Origin of the sequence: Sphingomonas antarctica (assembly GCF_965137005.1) — a bacterium.
Taxonomy (GTDB): Bacteria; Pseudomonadota; Alphaproteobacteria; order Sphingomonadales; family Sphingomonadaceae; genus Sphingomonas_O; species Sphingomonas_O antarctica.
The window spans coordinates 102,925-119,239 of sequence record NZ_CBCRXM010000001.1 but is presented as its reverse complement, the minus strand read 5'-3'; the positions used below and the strand labels follow the sequence as shown (position 1 = coordinate 119,239).

Annotated in this window: 16 protein-coding genes and 1 tRNA gene; 8 read left to right on the top strand and 9 right to left on the bottom strand. The window is 64.6% G+C overall.

The window, feature by feature from the left end; all coding sequences use genetic code 11:
- Window positions 1-26: 26 nt before the first annotated feature.
- Window positions 27-452, bottom strand: a complete 426-nt coding sequence (locus ACM9ME_RS00620) for a hypothetical protein (protein WP_415641471.1) — start codon at window positions 450-452, stop codon at window positions 27-29.
- A gap of 53 nt (window positions 453-505) precedes the next feature.
- Between ACM9ME_RS00620 and ACM9ME_RS00615 the strand changes: the two genes are divergently transcribed.
- The 3 genes from ACM9ME_RS00615 to ACM9ME_RS00605 are packed head-to-tail and all read left to right on the top strand — an operon-like array spanning window position 506 to window position 3,336.
- Complete coding sequence (locus ACM9ME_RS00615; RefSeq protein WP_415641470.1) at window positions 506-1,933, top strand: FAD-binding oxidoreductase; 1,428 nt, start codon at window positions 506-508, stop codon at window positions 1,931-1,933.
- 33 nt (window positions 1,934-1,966) lie between these two features.
- Window positions 1,967-2,746 (top strand): SapC family protein, encoded by a 780-nt coding sequence (locus ACM9ME_RS00610; RefSeq protein WP_415641469.1) that lies wholly within the window; start codon window positions 1,967-1,969, stop codon window positions 2,744-2,746.
- Window positions 2,747-2,757: 11 nt separating this feature from the next.
- Window positions 2,758-3,336, top strand: coding sequence for a cytochrome b (locus tag ACM9ME_RS00605; RefSeq protein ID WP_415641468.1), 579 nt, complete (start codon window positions 2,758-2,760; stop codon window positions 3,334-3,336).
- A gap of 142 nt (window positions 3,337-3,478) precedes the next feature.
- Here the strand turns inward: ACM9ME_RS00605 and ACM9ME_RS00600 are convergent, their stop codons facing one another.
- Window positions 3,479-4,279: an N-formylglutamate amidohydrolase gene (locus tag ACM9ME_RS00600; RefSeq protein WP_415641467.1), complete on the bottom strand. Its 801-nt coding sequence runs from the start codon at window positions 4,277-4,279 to the stop codon at window positions 3,479-3,481.
- Between the two features lie 89 nt (window positions 4,280-4,368).
- Between ACM9ME_RS00600 and cpdR the strand changes: the two genes are divergently transcribed.
- The 3 genes from cpdR (at window position 4,369) to zwf (ending at window position 6,376) form a co-directional block, all read left to right on the top strand.
- On the top strand, window positions 4,369-4,743 hold the full coding sequence (gene cpdR / locus ACM9ME_RS00595) for a cell cycle two-component system response regulator CpdR (RefSeq protein WP_415641466.1): 375 nt from the start codon (window positions 4,369-4,371) through the stop codon (window positions 4,741-4,743).
- Window positions 4,744-4,794: 51 nt separating this feature from the next.
- Window positions 4,795-4,869, top strand: a tRNA-Val gene (locus ACM9ME_RS00590).
- Between the two features lie 52 nt (window positions 4,870-4,921).
- Complete coding sequence (gene zwf, locus ACM9ME_RS00585) at window positions 4,922-6,376, top strand: glucose-6-phosphate dehydrogenase (protein WP_415641465.1); 1,455 nt, start codon at window positions 4,922-4,924, stop codon at window positions 6,374-6,376.
- Here zwf and ACM9ME_RS00580 read toward each other — a convergent pair.
- From ACM9ME_RS00580 to topA, 3 genes are all read right to left on the bottom strand, one after another.
- The gene (locus ACM9ME_RS00580; RefSeq protein WP_415641464.1) at window positions 6,373-7,290 is read right to left on the bottom strand and encodes an alpha/beta fold hydrolase; all 918 of its coding nucleotides are present in this window, start codon (window positions 7,288-7,290) and stop codon (window positions 6,373-6,375) included. The two genes, zwf and ACM9ME_RS00580, sit on opposite strands and share 4 nt — an antisense overlap.
- Before the next feature lie 2 nt (window positions 7,291-7,292).
- On the bottom strand, window positions 7,293-8,066 hold the full coding sequence (xth, locus tag ACM9ME_RS00575) for an exodeoxyribonuclease III (protein ID WP_415641745.1): 774 nt from the start codon (window positions 8,064-8,066) through the stop codon (window positions 7,293-7,295).
- A gap of 119 nt (window positions 8,067-8,185) precedes the next feature.
- On the bottom strand, window positions 8,186-10,717 hold the full coding sequence (topA, locus tag ACM9ME_RS00570; protein ID WP_415641463.1) for a type I DNA topoisomerase: 2,532 nt from the start codon (window positions 10,715-10,717) through the stop codon (window positions 8,186-8,188).
- Between the two features lie 80 nt (window positions 10,718-10,797).
- Between topA and ACM9ME_RS00565 the strand changes: the two genes are divergently transcribed.
- A complete protein-coding gene (locus ACM9ME_RS00565) occupies window positions 10,798-11,757 on the top strand; it encodes a 2OG-Fe(II) oxygenase (protein WP_415641462.1) in 960 nt (319 codons plus the stop codon).
- Here the strand turns inward: ACM9ME_RS00565 and dprA are convergent.
- Entirely contained in the window at window positions 11,754-12,833 is a 1,080-nt protein-coding gene (gene dprA, locus ACM9ME_RS00560; RefSeq protein ID WP_415641461.1) for a DNA-processing protein DprA, read from the bottom strand. The two genes, ACM9ME_RS00565 and dprA, sit on opposite strands and share 4 nt — an antisense overlap.
- Window positions 12,830-13,441 carry a glycerol-3-phosphate 1-O-acyltransferase PlsY gene (plsY, locus tag ACM9ME_RS00555; protein WP_415641460.1) on the bottom strand — a complete coding sequence of 204 codons (612 nt, stop codon included), beginning with the start codon at window positions 13,439-13,441 and terminating at the stop codon, window positions 12,830-12,832. The genes dprA and plsY overlap by 4 nt, the downstream gene beginning before the upstream one ends.
- A 63-nt stretch (window positions 13,442-13,504) precedes the next feature.
- On the opposite strand from plsY, the gene murI reads away from it, so the two are divergent.
- On the top strand, window positions 13,505-14,296 hold the full coding sequence (gene murI / locus ACM9ME_RS00550; RefSeq protein ID WP_415641459.1) for a glutamate racemase: 792 nt from the start codon (window positions 13,505-13,507) through the stop codon (window positions 14,294-14,296).
- Here murI and ACM9ME_RS00545 read toward each other — a convergent pair.
- Together ACM9ME_RS00545 and ACM9ME_RS00540 are read right to left on the bottom strand one after the other, a co-directional pair.
- Window positions 14,293-14,919: a LuxR C-terminal-related transcriptional regulator gene (locus tag ACM9ME_RS00545; RefSeq protein WP_415641458.1), complete on the bottom strand. Its 627-nt coding sequence runs from the start codon at window positions 14,917-14,919 to the stop codon at window positions 14,293-14,295. The two genes, murI and ACM9ME_RS00545, sit on opposite strands and share 4 nt — an antisense overlap.
- A gap of 30 nt (window positions 14,920-14,949) precedes the next feature.
- A complete protein-coding gene (locus ACM9ME_RS00540) occupies window positions 14,950-16,203 on the bottom strand; it encodes a sensor histidine kinase (protein ID WP_415641457.1) in 1,254 nt (417 codons plus the stop codon).
- Between the last annotated feature and the right edge of the window lie 112 nt (window positions 16,204-16,315).

The following is a 16,315-nucleotide window of genomic DNA, read 5'->3' as shown; positions in this document are numbered from 1 at the left end:
CGCAGAGGCGTGAAGTCAAGGTTGCGCTACTTGTCCGGCTCCAGGATTTTGAACTTCTCGATGCCGCATTTTCCACCGGCGCGGCTGTGGATCATGTCGCGTCCGGCACAGATGCGGCCGTCGTCGCTGGGCATGATGTAAAAGCCCGAATAGTAATCGATTGCCGGGCATTCGTCGTCGAGCAGCGCGCGCAGCCGCTTGCCGCCGCGGAGCATCAGGTCGACGGCGTCGGCCTTGAACACCGCCGCTGCCGCCAGTGCATTCATCGGAATGCACTTCGGCCCGCGCTTTTCCTTCCAGCGCATCCGCAATGTGGGACGCGGCGGATCGGCATAAGGGGTGGCGGGGACGCGGATGACGATGCGCTGACGAATCGTCAGCTGCGCCAGCTCTACAGGCTTCTCGCCCGCGCTTGCGGCGGCGACGGCGAGGACGTAGGCGAAAATCGTCAAGACGGAATGCTCATTGCGAGCGGCGCCCCTGGGGTCAAGCGGTTGAACCGGCCATGAATTCGACCATCGACCGGCTACGCAAGCAGATTGGGACAGACCGGGTCGTCACCGATCAATCCGACATACAGCCTTGGCTCAGCGATTGGCGCGGCCTGTATCATGGCGCGGCACTGGCTTTGATCGAGCCGCGCACCACCGCCGAAGTTGCCGAGGTGGTCCGTATCGCACGCGAAACCGGCACACCGCTGGTGCCGCAAGGCGGCAATACATCGATGGTCGGCGGGGCAACCCCCGATAGTAGCGGAACCGCGCTGATCCTGTCGCTCCGGAGGCTGAACACCATTCGGCGGATCGACCGCGACGCGCGGATGGCCGTGGTAGAAGCAGGAGTCATCCTCCAAACCTTTCACGAGGCGGCCGAGGCGGCGGGGCTGCGCTTTCCCCTGACGCTCGGCGCACGCGGATCGGCGACCATCGGTGGGCTCATCTCGACCAATGCCGGAGGGACACAGGTACTGCGCTTCGGCACCATGCGCGGCCTGGTCGCGGGGGTCGAAGCGGTGCTGCCCGACGGCCAGATCTACGATGGGCTAACCGCGCTGAAGAAAGACAATCGCGGTTACGACCTGACCCAATTGCTGATCGGCGCGGAGGGGACGCTGGGCGTGGTCACCGCCGCGACGTTGCGGCTGGTGCCCGCAGCCAGCGAGACCGCCAGCGCGTGGATCGGCGTCGCCTCGCCCCATCGCGCGCTCGATCTGCTGCGATCGATGGAGGCAACGTCCGGTGCCGCGATCGAGAGCTTCGAAATAATCCCCGCGCACGACCTCGAACTCGTCCTCGAACATATTCCCGGAACGCGCCGTCCGGTTGCTACACCCAGCGCGTGGCACGTCCTGATCGACTATGTGGGACATGATGCGACGGCGCGACTGACGGCGATGATCGAAGACGCCGCAGGCCGCGGACTGATCGAGGACGCGACCATTGGCGCAAATGGTGCACAGGCGGCGGCATTCTGGCGCATCCGTGATTCGATTTCGGAGGCGGAGCGCGCGGCTGGGCCGACACTGGCGCACGATATTGCCGTTGCTGTCGATGCCATGCCCGAATTCATCGAATCGGCTGGTGCGACGGTCGAGGCTCGCTTTCCGGGCGTGACAGTGTCGGCATTCGGCCACCTCGGCGACGGCAATGTCCATTTCCACGTCAACGCACCCAAGGGTACCGATGCCGCCACGTGGCGATCCAACCCCGGCGCTGCGATCTCAACGCTGGTCTATGATCTGGTAACCCAGGCGGGTGGATCGATCTCCGCCGAACACGGCATCGGCCAGATGAAGCTCGACGCTTTCGCCCGCACTGGCGGCACGGCCCGCCTAGCGGCATTGCGCGCGATCAAGCAGGGCCTCGACCCGCACGGCCTGTTCAACCCCGGCAAGCTCATCCCGCCACTTGCACCCGCGACGGGCGCGCCATAGGGCGACGCAACATTTTTTCCGGAGTATGTTTGAATGGCCAGCCAGGCCCCGCAGGGATTGCCGTTATTCTACAAGGACCTGATTCCGCTGTCGCAGCAGGAACATGCCGGCTGGCGCTATGTGCCGCTGCAAACGGCCGACTTCCTTAAGAACGAGCATGCCGTTCCATTGACCATCGATGAGTTCGCGGTGTCGCAGCGCTTTTTCCCGATCATCTTTTCGTCGGGCGACAACCCCGTGCCGCTGGCGTTGATGGGCCTGAACGAAGGCATCAACACGTTTGTCGACGACGAGGGGAAGTTCAACGACGACGTCTATGTCCCCGCTTACGTCCGCCGCTACCCCTACCTGCTGGCGCGGCTGAACGAGAGCAGCGACGAATTGTCGCTGTGCGTCGATCCGACATCGGGCGGCATCGCCAAGGTCGATGAAGGCGATACGATCTTCGACGGCGAGGAAATCAGCAACTACACCAAGGAATTGCTCCAGTTCCTCGAGGGGTTCGAGCAAGCCGGTCAACGCACCGGCGCGTTCGTGCAGGAACTCAAGGACAACGACCTGTTGATGGAAGGTGAAGTCACCATCCAGCAGAATGAAGGCGGCGATCCGATGGTTTATCGCGGCTTCCAGATGGTCAACGAAGAAAAGCTGCGCGCGTTGCGCGGCGACGTGCTGCGCAAGATGATGCAGTCGGGCCTGTTGCCGCTGGTCCACGCGCATCTGTTTTCGCTGTCGGTGATGCGTGAAATCTTCGCACGTCAGGTCGCTCAGGGCAAAACCCCCGCGCCAGGAACTGCCCCGGCCATAGTGTAAGGAAATTGGCGATGGACGAACGGCCGATCGACGGAACGCGCAGCTATTATTCGAAGGGCGCGATCTTTTTCCACTGGACGATTGCGGCGTTGATCATCGCCAATCTCGCCATCGGCTTTCTGCACGAGGGCTTTTCGCCCGCGCTGCGCGGCACGGCGATGGGCTTTCACAAATCGACCGGAATCCTCGTCATCGTGCTGACGCTCGGGCGCATCGCGTGGCGCATCACCCACAAGCCGCCGCCGCTGCCGGTCACAGCAAGGTCGTGGGAAAAGGGTCTGGCGCACGCCGTTCACTGGCTCCTTTACGCGCTGATGCTCGCGCTGCCTGTCACCGGCTGGCTGATGACGTCGGCGGGTAAGCGCAAATATGCGCTCGATTTTTACGGGCTGTTCCCGATCCCGTATCTGCCCGTCGCGCAGAACGAGGGGGCAGCGCACACTTATGCCGACCGGCACGAATTGCTCGGCTGGATCGCGCTGGCTTTGCTGGTTCTGCATCTGGGCGGCGCGGCCAAACATTATTTCATGGATCGCGACCGGACGGTGCAGCGCATCCTGCCGTGGTTGAGGGACCGTTCGGCCGCTTAAGTCGGTCTGGGGTTGAAACCTTTTCGCGGCCCGCCTATTTAGTTTTTGTCCGCCGCGTCCCCCCTTTCGCGGCCGGATAGCGCGTTACGGCGCGCTCCTCCCTGAACTAGGCCACCCCGCGATTACGCGGGGTGGTCTTTTTTTATTCAGCGGCGATCGGCAGCACCGCGCCGTCCGAAGCGAGCGTCGCGGCGATCCGGTCGATGACGTCACGCAGGCGTGGCAAACCGTCGCCGGGCCGGTCGAGCGCCGCGTCGAGATAGAGGCGGCGGTCGAGTTCGAGCTGAAACGCTTGCACGCCCAATGCCGGGCGGCCGTGGCGGCGAACGATGGCTCCACCCGCGTAAGGCTGGTTCAGCGCGATCGATATGCCGGCATCGCGCAGGACAGTGGCGATCGTTTCCGTCGTGTCTCGATCGCACGCGGCGTTGTGCGCATTGCCGATCACCGCCTGAACCCCGTTGGCCAGCGGTGGCATGGAATGGAGATCGATCAGCACCGCGCGGCCGAACGCGGCGCGCGCCGCCTTGAGCGCGCTTTCGAGCGCCGCATGAAAGGCGCGATAGTCGAACAGCCGCGCATCGAGCTCCTCGCGCGTCAACGGCCGACGCCAAATCTCACCGACCCCCGCCAGACGCCGGGGGATCAGGCCCAGCCCGCCACGTGCCCGTGGGCTGAGAATCCGTGCGGGCACCCCTGAGATCATCGAACTGTCGAGATCGTGCGTCTCGCGATTGACGTCGATCCACGCGCGCGGCCGGTCGAACAGGATGACGCGGTGCGCGCCGCCCGGATCGGTCAAGGCATCGGCGTAACGGTCTTCCAACGGCCGCAATTCGTCCAGCGGAACGCGCGCCAGTTCGCCCAAGTCGCTATAGTCGCGGCCGGCATGTGCAACGCTGATCACGACGGGGGAGATGGCTGGAAAAAGTGCTGACGGCATGTTCACCCTCCCCGTTACGCATAAAAGCTGGATAAATCTCAATCGTTCGCTCATATGGCCGCCATTCCCGTGAACGACGCACAGGTTTTATGGCCCGCATTCTGCTAGCTGAAGACGATGCCGCAATGCGCCAGTATCTGGTGCGTGCCCTCGAGAAATCGGGGTATCAGGTCGTTTCCGTCGACCGTGGCACTGCCGCGATCCCGCATCTGGAAGCCGGCGGGTTCGACCTGCTGCTCACCGATATCGTCATGCCCGAAATGGACGGCATCGAACTGGCGCAAAAGGCGGCGGCGATCGCCCCCGACATCCGCGTGATGTTCATCACCGGCTTTTCCGCCGTGTCGCTGCGCGCCGGACAGGCCGTCCCGAACAGCCGCGTTTTGTCCAAGCCATTTCACCTCCGTGACCTGGTTCTGGAGGTCGACCGGATTTTCCAGGGACCCAGTTTCGGCGAGCTTTGACGTTCCGGCGAGCTTTACAGGCGCGAACGCGCTGCTAAAGGCGCTGGCCGTGGGCGTGTAGCTCAGTGGTAGAGCACTGTGTTGACATCGCAGGGGTCGCAAGTTCAATCCTTGCCACGCCCACCATCAAAGCCTCGGGAAACCGGGGCTTTTTTGTTATCAGCGAAGCGAGGTTCCAATGACCGTTGAACGCACCAAGACCTTCGTCCTGTTCGGCGCAACGGGGGATCTGGCGAAGCGGATGCTATTCCCGTCGCTGTATAACCTGAGCTGTGAGGGTTCGTTGCCCGACGGATTCCGGGTGATCGGATCCGGGCGCACGGCGATGGAGACCGCCGAGTTTCACGACAAGGTCATCGAGGCGTTGAAGCCGACCGACCTGTACGACGAGGCCAAGGCCCGCAAATTCGCCGACGCGATCGAATATTACGCCCTCGACACCGACAAGCCCGAAGAATTTGCCGGCCTGAAGACAATGATCGGCGATGCTGAGAAGGACGGGATTTCCTATTATCTGTCGACCCCGCCATCGGTGTTCGCACCGGTTGTCGCGGGATTGGAGGCGGCGGGTCTGACCGGGCCGCACACGCGCATCGCAATGGAAAAACCGATCGGCCACGATCTGGAATCCAGCCGCGAGGTCAACGCCGCGGTGGGACATGCCTTCCCCGAGGATCAGGTGTTCCGCGTCGACCATTATCTGGGAAAGGAAACCGTCCAGAATCTGATCGTGATGCGGTTCGGCAATGCGTTGTTCGAACCTGTGTGGAACTCGCGCCACATCGAACACGTCCAGATTACGGTCGCCGAAACCGTCGGCCTTGAAGGGCGCGTATCCTATTATGACGGGGTCGGCGCTTTAGCCGATATGGTTCAAAACCATATGCTGCAATTGCTTGCCCTGGTGGCGATGGAACCCCCTGCCCGTTATGATGCCACCTCGGTGCGCGATGAGAAGGTCAAGGTGCTGCGGGCGCTACGTCCGCTCGATTCATCGACCGCAGCGAGCAACAGCGTCAGGGGCCAATATGGTTCGGGCGCGATCGACGGGCAGCCGGTCAAAAGCTATGCCGAGGAACTGGGCAAACCGTCGAACACCGAGACGTTTGTCGCGGTCAAGGCCTTCGTCGACAACTGGCGCTGGCAGGGTGTGCCATTCTATCTGCGCACCGGCAAAAGGATGCCGGCCAAGGTTTCGGAAATCGCGATCCAGTTTCGTCAGGTGCCGCATTCGATCTTCACGCCGAAGCGTGGGTCGCTGTTGCCCAACACGATGGTCGTCGGCCTGCAGCCCGACGAAAGCATCCGCATCGCCATGATGGTCAAGCAGCCCGGGCTCGACCGCGGTGGGATCGAGCTCGACGAGGTGTCGCTCGACGTCAGCCTGGCCGCCGAATTCGACAAGTCGCGACGGCGGGTGGCGTACGAACGGCTGCTGCTCGACCTGATCGAGGGCGACAACACGTTGTTTGTGCGCCGCGACGAGATCGAAGCGGCGTGGATGTGGATCGACTCGATCCACCGCGCGTGGGAAGCGTCGAACCTGCCAGCCCGTACCTACACGTCAGGCACGTGGGGTCCGGGTGCGGCGCAGGGCATGATCGAACGCGACGGCGCCAGCTGGCGCGACTAGGCGGCGGCCTTGGTCGCGGTGGCGGCGGTGGCGTGCTCGGCGATGAGATCGGCGATACGCGGCACCAATGGCCCCGGCAGGTCGTGACCCATGCCCGGAATCATCTCCAGCCGCGCGCCGAGGATCAGGCGCGCCGTATCCTCTCCGCCATCGGGCGGTACCAACCGGTCGGCCGTACCGTGAATCACCAACGTCGGCGCGGTGATCCGCCCGAGCGCCGCAACGCGGTCCCCCGACGCGATAATCGCCCCCAACTGACGCCGTGCGCCGTCCGGATAAAAGCTGCGATCGACCGCGCGTGTCGCCAGGGCGGCACGTTCCGCATCGACCTGCGCGCCCTGATCGGGCGACCCGATCAACCGCAACGTGTTCATCACCTCGGCAATCTTGGTCGCGCGCGGGGCGTCGTGCTGCCGCCGCTTGAGCATCCGCAATTGCAATGAAAGCGCCGGCTTCTTCAATTCCTTGCGCCCGCTGGTCGACATGATCGATGTCAGACTGAGCACGCGTTCTGGATAAGTCGCGGCGAAAATTTGCGCGATCATCCCGCCCATCGATGCGCCGACGATATGGGCCTGCGCGATCCCCAAATGATCGAGCACACCCACCGCGTCCGCTGCCAACGCCTCGAGCGTGTACGGCGTCGCCAGCGGTCGCCCGAGAAACGCGGTTGCCATCAGCGCGCGGGCACCCGGCGGCGGCAAATGTGCCAGCTTGGTCGACAGGCCGATATCGCGATTGTCGTGGCGGATGACACGAAAGCCCTTGGCGACAAGCGCATCGACCAGCGCATCGGGCCACCAGATCAATTGCGCGCCGAGGCCCATGATCAGCAGGATCGCCGGATCGGTCTCACGGCCATGATCCTCGTAATGCAGTTCGAGGTCACCGACCTTGGCCTTGCCTTCGCGCATCCTCAATCCTTCAATTCGATCCATGTCGGCACATGGTCGCTGGTCTTTTCCCAGCCGCGAACATGATGGTCGGTGCCCGCGCTGTCCAGTCGCGGGGCGATGGCGGGGCTGAGGAGCAGATGATCGATGCGCAGGCCCGCGTTGCGGACATAGGCGTTCCGGAAGTAATCGAAGAAGGTGTAGATGGTTTCTGCCGGGTGGAGATGGCGCAGGGCGTCGGTCCAGCCCTGTGAGACGAGAGCGGCAAAGGCATGGCGGATTTCTGGGGCGAACAGCGCATCGTCGGTCCAGCGTTCGGGTTTGTAGACGTCGAGCTCGGTCGGCATGACGTTGTAATCGCCCGCCAGTATCACCGGCAATTTGGTATCGAGCAACCCCTGCGCATGTTCGGCGAAACGTTCGAACCAGCGGAGTTTATAATCGAATTTGGGGCCGGGGCGCGGGTTGCCGTTGGGGAGGTATAGTCCGCCGATGAGGATGCCGCCGACCGCCGCCTCGATATAGCGGCTGTGCGTGTCTTCGGGATCGCCGGCAAGGCCGCGCTGTGTTTCTTGGGGCTTACCCACGCGGCTGAGGATCGCGACGCCGTTCCAGCTTTTCTGGCCGTGCCAGATCGCGTCGTACCCCGCGGCCTTGATCGCTTCTTCGGGAAATTTCTCGTCGGGCGCCTTGAGTTCCTGCAGGCAGACGACGTGGGGTTGCGTCTCTTCCAGCCAGCGCAACAGCACCGGCAGGCGACCGTTGACCCCGTTCACATTGTAAGTCGCGATCCGCATCACTGGAGGGACGCGGCGGTGGCGGGTTCGTTCCAAAACGCGTCGCCCCGGCGCAGGCCGGGGCCGTTATCGAAGGAGCGCGACCTTCGTAAGCGGCCCCGGCCTGCGCCGGGGCGACGCTACTTCTTTTTCGCCGTCGGCTTCTTCGCGGCGGGTTTTTTTAAAGCCGCCTTCTTCGCCGGTGCCTTACGGCCCTTCTTCTTCGGCGGACCCATTGCCGCGCGGGCGTCGAGGAGCTGGACGGCTTCTTCGAGCGTCAACGCGGTCGGCTCGATCGATTTGGGCAGGGTCGCGTTGGTCTCGCCGTCGGTGACGTAGGCGCCGAACCGGCCTTCCATCACCTTGATCTCGGCCTCGGTGCGCGGATGTTTGCCGAGTTCCTTGAGCGGCGCACGCGCGCCGCGCGCCGGACGTCCGCCATTCGCCGCAGCCTCGGCCAGCTTGACCACGGCGGTGTTCATGCCGGTTTCGAACACTTCGGCGGTCGAGGTCAGGCGAGCATATTTGCCGTCATGCAGCAGATACGGCCCATAACGACCGATCGAAGCCGTGATCGGCAACCCACTTTCGGGATGCGTCCCGACTTCACGCGGCAACGACAGAAGTTTCAACGCGAGTTCGAGGTCGAGTTCACCCGCATCCTTCGGGATCGACGACCGCTTGGCCTCTTTTCCCTCGCCCAACTGGACGTAGGGGCCGAAGCGTCCCGACTTGCTCTCGACAGGCAGCCCGCTGACGGGGTCATTCCCCAAAACTGCATCTTGGGTGGCGGTCGCTTCACCGCCCGGTTGACCAAACTGACGCGTGTATTTGCAATCGGGATAGTTCGAGCAGGCGACGAACGCGCCGAACTTACCGCCGCGCAGTGACAGGCGCCCATTGCCGCAATTGGGGCACAGGCGCGGGTCGCTGCCGTCCTCACGCTCCGGGAACAGATAGGGCGACAGGAATTCGTCGAGCGCGGCGGTGACTTCGGAGGGCTTGGCCTCCATCACTTCGGCGGTCTTGGGTTTGAAGTCCTTCCAGAATGCTTCGAGCAGGGCGCGCCATTCCATGCGCCCGCCCGAGACGTCATCCAGGCTGTCCTCAAGGCCCGCCGTGTAATCGAAATTCACATAGCGTTCGAAGAAGCGTTCGAGGAACGCGGTGACTAGGCGGCCGCTTTCGCTGGGCGAAAAGCGGTTCTTGTCGAGCGTGACATAGTCGCGGTCCTTGAGCGTCTGCAGCGTCGCGGCATAGGTCGAGGGACGGCCAATGCCGAGTTCCTCCATCCGCTTGACCAGACTGGCTTCGGAGTAACGCGGCGGCGGCTGGGTGAAATGCTGTTCGGCGCGTACGTCCTTTTTGGCGGGCGCATCGCCCTTGCCGAGGCGCGGCAGGCGGGCGTCTTCTTCGGCGGCATCGTCACGGCCTTCCTCATAGAGCGCGAGATAGCCGGGGAAGAGCACCACCTGGCCGGTGGCACGTAACGCGGTCTGGCCGGTGCCGTCCTCCAGCGTGACGGTGGTGCGTTCCAGCCGGGCCGACTGCATCTGGCTCGCCATCGCGCGTTTCCAGATCAGTTCGTACAGACGCGCATGGTCGCCCGAGCCTGCGCGGTCCTTGGTAAAGTCGGTCGGGCGGATCGCTTCATGCGCTTCCTGCGCATTCTTGGCCTTGGCGGTGTATTGGCGCGGCTTGTCGGGGACGTAGCTCGCGTCATAGCGCTTGGCGATCGCGCCACGCGCGGCGGAGATGGCGCTGCCGTCCATCTGCACGCCGTCTGTGCGCATGTACGTGATCGCGCCGTCTTCATAGAGCCCCTGTGCAAGGCGCATGGTGTGGGTCGCGGAGAAGCCGAGCTTGCGCGCCGCCTCCTGCTGCAGCGTCGAGGTGGTGAACGGCGCGGGCGGGTTGCGGCTGAGCGGCTTGGTCTCAACGTCAGCGACGGTGAAACGCCCCGCCTCGACCGCAGCCTTCGCCGCCTCGGCATCCCCCGCCGCGCCGATGGTCAGTCGGTCGATCTTGTCGCCTTTCCAGCGCACCAGGCGCGCGTCGAACGCGGTGCCGTCCTGCTCCAGCGTGGCGGTGACCGACCAATATTCCTGCGCCTTGAACGCTTCGATCTCGCGCTCGCGGTCGACGATCAGGCGCAGCGCGACGGACTGGACCCGCCCGGCCGAACGCGCACCGGGAAGCTTGCGCCACAGCACCGGTGACAATGTGAAACCAACCAAATAGTCCAAAGCCCGCCGCGCGCGATACGCATCGATCAAATCCTCGTCGAGCTCGCGCGGATGCTGCATCGCCTCGAGGATCGACGCCTTGGTAATCGCGTTGAACGTGACCCGCTCCACCTCTTTCGGTAGCGCCTTCTTCTTGGCCAGCACTTCGCGCACATGCCACGAAATCGCCTCACCCTCGCGATCGGGATCGGTAGCAAGGATAAGGCGATCGGCCGTTTTAGCCAGATCGGTTATCGCTTTCAGCTGTTTCGCCTTGTCGGGATAAGTCTCCCAATCCATCGCAAAACCGTCGTCGGGATGCACCGATCCGTCCTTGGGCGGCAGGTCGCGGACATGGCCATAGGATGCAAGGACACGGTAGTCCTTGCCCAGATAACCTTCGATGGTCTTGGCCTTGGCCGGAGATTCGACGACGACGAGCTGCATGGCGCGAAAAACTGTCCTTACGTGTACGCGCGAGGGTGGCGGGGCTTTCGGCGTCGCGTCAAGCGCGGCATAGCGAAGCCGTGCGACGTTTCTCCCCCGAATTGCAGCAGGCGCTCGCACTGGCCGATGCCGGGCGGGTCGCCGAGGGTGCCCTGATCGTCCACCGGCAGGTGGCGGCGGGCGATCCCGACGCACTGTTCATTTTGGCCGACTGGAAATGGTCGGGCGTTCTGCCGCAAGACCCCGTGGAGGCACGGCAGCTGTATCGCCGCGCCGGGGATATGGGGAATGTCGAGGCAGCGGCCTATTCGACGAACCTGCTGGGCAATGGGGTGGCAGGACCACGCGACTGGACGGCGGCGGTCGCTCGCCTGGAGAATGAGGCGAAACGCGATCCGGCGCGGCGCAAGGCGTTCGAACTGATCGGCCGGATGAAGCTTGATGCCGACGGCGATCCACTAACCCTCCCCGAGGGCGAAATACTCAGCACCAGCCCCCGGGTCACCAAGTTCGAGCGCCTGTTTACCGCGGGCGAGTGCGATTATCTGCGCGCCGCGGCGGAGGCGAATTACCAGCCATCGACAGTGTACAATGCCCAACGGCAGTTGGTCCGCGACGCGATGCGCGGGTCGGACGGCGCCACCTTTCACTGGCTGATCGAGGACCCGGCGGTCCATGCGCTCAACCGGCGGCTGGCAGCGGTGAGTGGCAGCGATGCGGAACATGGCGAGGCGTTGCAGATCCTGCGCTATCGCCCCGGCCAGCAATATAAGCCGCATTTCGATTTCGTCCGCGCGGCAAAGAACCAGCGGCGGCTGACTGCGCTGGTGTATCTCAATCACGATTATGAGGGCGGCGAGACGGCGTTCGTGAAGACCGGCTTGAAGGTGAAGGGGCGCAAGGGCGATGTTGTCGTCTTTGCCAACGCCCTGCCCGACCGCGCCGTCGATCCCCTGTCCGAACATGCCGGGCTACCGGTAAAACGCGGGACCAAATATCTCGGCAGCCGCTGGATTCGCGAGAGCCGCTGGCATCCTTAACGCAGCGCGACGCGGCTTCCGGCGTGGCGGATGACGGTGCCGGCAAGCTCGAGGTCGAGCAAGGCCGCCGCGACGACGGGTGACGGCAAGCCGCTCTGGCGCACGAGTTCGTCGATCGCGACCGGTGTGTGCGACATCAGGCTGCAGACCGCATCGAACGCAGCATCGTCGACGTCCATCGCCACGGGCATAGCCTCATACGCCTCACGCGCGCTGCGGACGTGGCCCGACATCGCGCTGATCGCCTCAAGCACGTCGTCGGCATTTTGGATAAGTGTCGCGCCTTCGCGGATCAGCAAATTGCAGCCTTGGGCGCGCGGATCGAGCGGACTGCCGGGGACCGCCATGACCTCGCGCCCTGCTTCATTGGCCAGCCGGGCGGTGATCAGCGAACCTGATTTGGGCGCGGCCTCGACCACCACGGTCCCGACCCCCAGCCCGGCGATAATGCGATTGCGATACGGGAAATGGCGCGCCAGCGGTTCGGTGCCCGGCGGCTGTTCGGCGATGAGCAGGCCGTCGGTCGCCACCGCTTCCTGCAAATCCGCATTTTCGCGCGGAAAGGCGATGTCGATGCCGCTGGCGATGACACCGATCGTGCCGCCGCGCAGCGATCCTTGATGCGCCGCGGTGTCGATGCCGCGCGCGAGACCCGACACTACCACGCAATCGCGATCGGCCAAACCCAGCGCCAGTTCGCGGGCAAAGCGGCAGGCGGCGGCGCTGGCGTTGCGCGCGCCGACGATGGCGATGCACGGGCGGGTGAGGATTTCGCAATGGCCACGCACGGTCATCGCGACGGGGGCGTTGTCGAGTTCGGCAAGCAGCGGCGGGAAATCGGCATCGCCTGCGAACAGGTAACGCGCGCCGGCCCGTTCGACCGCGCGCGCTTCGGTCGTCACCTCGGCTTCGCTGGCGATCCGCAATGGGGCGCCACCGCCGCGCCGCGCAAGATCGGGGAGTGCGGATAACGCTGCAGTGGCGCTGCCGAAGCGCGCGACGAGTTGGCGAAACGTAATCGGGCCGACGCGTTCGGAGCGGACCAGCCGCAATTTCGCGAGCTGTTCGAGGGTCACGCGGCGCTGCGGCCGAAATGCGGTTCCTCACCCGACAACAGACGGTCGATATTTTCACGGTGCTTCCAGATCAGCACCAAGGCGAACGCAAGCGTCAGCAAGGTGACGTCGAACCGCCCGAGAATCGCCGCTGTCACCGGCACCGCCGACGCCGCGAACATCCCGGCGAGCGACGACCAGCGGAACAAGGCGAACACCGCCACCCACACCAGCGCGAACGCCAGTCCCGTCGGCCACAGCATCGCCAGCGAAATGCCGAGCATCGTCGCGACACCCTTGCCGCCCTTGAACCCCAGCCAGACGGGATAGAGATGCCCGAAAAATGCCCCCGCCGCGGCATGCATGCCCAGACCGGGACCGATCTGTTCGCCGAGGAAATATGCCAATGCACCCTTGCCACCGTCGAGCAACAACGTCGCCAGCGCCACGCCCTTGCGCCCGGTGCGCAGCACGTTTGTCGCGCCGATATTACCCGAACCCTGCTGCCGAATGTCGCCGCCGCCCGACAAGCGCGTGAGGATCAGGCCAAAAGGGATCGAGCCGAGCAGATAGCCGAGCACCAGCGCCCCCGCCGGCCACAGCCACAATGCCTCATGCCACCCCTGCATGTTTTCGGTTTATTCCGTTCGTGACGGTTTCACAATAACATCGCGCAAGTTACTGCGCGCACGATGCACGCCGACGCGCCCGTTCTGTTCTTCGATTCCGGGGTTGGTGGACTGTCGGTCGCCGACAAGGCGATGGCGGCGCTGCCGACGATGCCGATGGTGTATGCCGCCGATGCTGCAGGCTTTCCCTACGGTACCAAGGGCGAGGCGGAGATTGCCGCGCGCGTGCCCGCGCTGCTCGGGCGGCTGGTCGAGCGCTACCGCCCGCGCCTGGTGGTGATCGCGTGCAACACCGCGTCGACCATCGCCCTGGCGCATGTGCGGTCCGCGCTGGACGTGCCGGTGGTCGGCACGGTGCCCGCGATCAAGCCCGCTGCACTCGTTTCGCAAAGCCGCGTTATCGGCGTGCTCGGCACCGATGCGACGGTGCGCCAGCCCTATGTGGACCGGCTGGCGGCGGAATTCGCCGCAGATTATACGGTGCTGCGCCACGGATCGGCGGCGTTGGTCGAACTCGCCGAAGCGAAATTGCGCGGTGCGCCGATCGACCCGGCAGCCATGCGTGACGCCATTGCTCCGCTGTTCGCCGGGCCGGACGGCGCGCGAATCGATGCGGTGGTCCTCGCCTGCACGCATTTCCCGTTGCTGGCGGGCGAACTTGCCGCCGCCGCGCCCCGGCCGATCCAATGGCTCGATGGCTCGGATGGAATTGCGCGGCGGATCGCCTCGCTGACTGATGGACAGGCGTGGACCGACCAGCGCCCCGCAGGTGTGGCGGTGTTTACCGGCGCATTCCCCGAAGCCTTGCACCCCGCATTCGCCGCGCGCGGCTTCGAAAAATTCGAAACACTCTAACCGTCGAGCAGGCCGGCGGCACGGGCGCGATAGGCGGCTTCGGTGCGGTTGCCGACGCCCATCGCGTTGAACACGGCCGCCGCATGCGCCTTGACCGTGGCGGGCGACAAATCGAGGCGGCGCGCGATTTCCTTGTTCGAAATCCCCTCCGCCATCAGCCGCAGCACATCGAGCTGACGCGCGGTGAGTATGCTCGTATCGACCGCCGCCGGAACATCGCGCCCACCGGCCAAAGCGAGCAAACGGGGCGGCAGATACTGCCCGCCCGCCAGCACCAGCCGGATCGCGGCTTCGAACACCTGACCGTCCGACGTCTTGGGGATGAACCCCGATATGCCCAGCCCGAACAGGGCGATGAGCAAATCGTCATCATCCTGCCCCGTAACGACGATCAACGGCGTATCGGGCGCGGCGGTGCGAACTGCATGAATCCCGTCGACCGGCCCCATGTCGGGCATCGCCAGATCGCACAGGATCAGGTCGCGACCCGCAGCCGCGGCAACCGCGGCGGTAAAATCCTCTGCCGTCGTCACATCCGCATCGGGCCAGCCGAGCGCGACCATGCCTGCCAAGGCGGCGCGCATCATCGCATGGTCGTCCGCCACCAAAACCTGTTTCATCATGCGCCCCGCTTTCCACCGGGCTAGCGGGGCTCAGGCGGGCAATTCAAGGTAAAACGCCGCACCCTTGTCCCAGCGCAGGTCGATTCCGCTGCTCCCCTGCATCAGCGTCATCAGCGCGCGCACAGACGACAGACCAATGCCCAGCCCGCCGCGTGGGCGCCCGTCGCCGGATCCCTGAACGAACGGTTCGAACAATTTGCCGACATCACCGCCCGGAATGCCGCATCCATTGTCGATCACCCAGATGCGGACACGAGGTCCGTGCCGCCGCGCGCCGATCAGGATGCGGGCCCCCCGCGAATGGCGCAGCGCATTGTCGACCAGATTGCCCAATGCCCGCTCGACCAGCTCGGGATCGCCGCATATGTCGAGCGTGCCCGACACCGCGCGCAAATCGATCTGGCCTAGCGCCGCCAGCGGCTCGAACTGCGCCGCCACTGCGGCAATCACGTCCGCAACCCGGAAGCGGCGCAGATCGGTCTCGACCGCGCCTTGGTCGAGCCGTAAATGATCGAGCATCTGCCGCACCAGGCGCTCCATCGCCGCCAGCGCGATCCGCGTGTTGCGCGCCGCGACCTCCTGCCGTGGCCCATCGGGCGCGCCAATCGCCTGTTCGAAGAACAGCCGCGCGGCCTGTAGCGGCTGACCCAGATCGTGACTGGCCGCCGCCATGAAGTGCGTCCGCGCGTCACGCGCCGCCTCCGCCTCCACCCGCGCCGCGCGCAATTGGCCGATGCTGCGGTCAATGATGTTGCCGACCATCAGCATGACCATCCCGAAACACAACAGATAACCGGCAATATACGGCCATAACGTCACGCGATGGACCAGAGTGGCCAGCACCAGCGATATCGCCACCGACCCGACGCGCAGCCGCGCCAACCCCGGCGAATCGATCGACGTCACGTAATTGGCGGCGATATAGCCCGTCGAGAACAGCACCGTGACCAGCTGCATCGGCTCTGTGCCCCACGGCATCAACAGCCAGATGACCCCCTGCACCGCCAGCCAGGTGCCCCAGTGCAACACTTCTCCGGCCAACCGCCACGACCGTCGGCGCGCGCGGCGCACCGAACGGGGCGTCAATTCGAAGGCAATAATTACCGCGACGAACGCGATGATGAGGGCTGCAACGTACCCGCCCCACCAACGCATTGTCGTCGCGGGGACGACGTTGCTGAACGCGTACCAAGCCGAGCCGAGCCCGACGGCAACCAACGCCAGCGAGGCAAGCGCCACGCCGGTATTGGTCGTAATCGTGACTTCGTCCGGCTGCTTGCGCATCATCCCGCCCCCGAACTGTCATGCCCCATATTCGCGCCGCCGCCGATAGCCCGTCGGCCTAGCCCATATGGCCGATACGGATCGCGCCAGCAGCGCATCGATTTCGACCCGG

Excerpts from the sequence above, each read along its gene's own strand:
- ACM9ME_RS00615 (WP_415641470.1), top strand. The coding sequence starts at position 506 with ATGAATTCGACCATCGACCGGCTACGCAAGCAGATTGGGACAGACCGG.
- ACM9ME_RS00610 (WP_415641469.1), top strand. The coding sequence starts at position 1,967 with ATGGCCAGCCAGGCCCCGCAGGGATTGCCGTTATTCTACAAGGACCTG.
- ACM9ME_RS00605 (WP_415641468.1), top strand. The coding sequence starts at position 2,758 with ATGGACGAACGGCCGATCGACGGAACGCGCAGCTATTATTCGAAGGGC.
- ACM9ME_RS00600 (WP_415641467.1), bottom strand. The coding sequence starts at position 4,279 with ATGCCGTCAGCACTTTTTCCAGCCATCTCCCCCGTCGTGATCAGCGTT.
- cpdR (WP_415641466.1), top strand. The coding sequence starts at position 4,369 with ATGGCCCGCATTCTGCTAGCTGAAGACGATGCCGCAATGCGCCAGTAT.
- zwf (WP_415641465.1), top strand. The coding sequence starts at position 4,922 with ATGACCGTTGAACGCACCAAGACCTTCGTCCTGTTCGGCGCAACGGGG.
- ACM9ME_RS00580 (WP_415641464.1), bottom strand. The coding sequence starts at position 7,290 with ATGCGCGAAGGCAAGGCCAAGGTCGGTGACCTCGAACTGCATTACGAG.
- xth (WP_415641745.1), bottom strand. The coding sequence starts at position 8,066 with ATGCGGATCGCGACTTACAATGTGAACGGGGTCAACGGTCGCCTGCCG.
- topA (WP_415641463.1), bottom strand. The coding sequence starts at position 10,717 with ATGCAGCTCGTCGTCGTCGAATCTCCGGCCAAGGCCAAGACCATCGAA.
- plsY (WP_415641460.1), bottom strand. The coding sequence starts at position 13,441 with ATGCAGGGGTGGCATGAGGCATTGTGGCTGTGGCCGGCGGGGGCGCTG.
- murI (WP_415641459.1), top strand. The coding sequence starts at position 13,505 with ATGCACGCCGACGCGCCCGTTCTGTTCTTCGATTCCGGGGTTGGTGGA.
- ACM9ME_RS00545 (WP_415641458.1), bottom strand. The coding sequence starts at position 14,919 with ATGATGAAACAGGTTTTGGTGGCGGACGACCATGCGATGATGCGCGCC.
- ACM9ME_RS00540 (WP_415641457.1), bottom strand. The coding sequence starts at position 16,203 with ATGCGCAAGCAGCCGGACGAAGTCACGATTACGACCAATACCGGCGTG.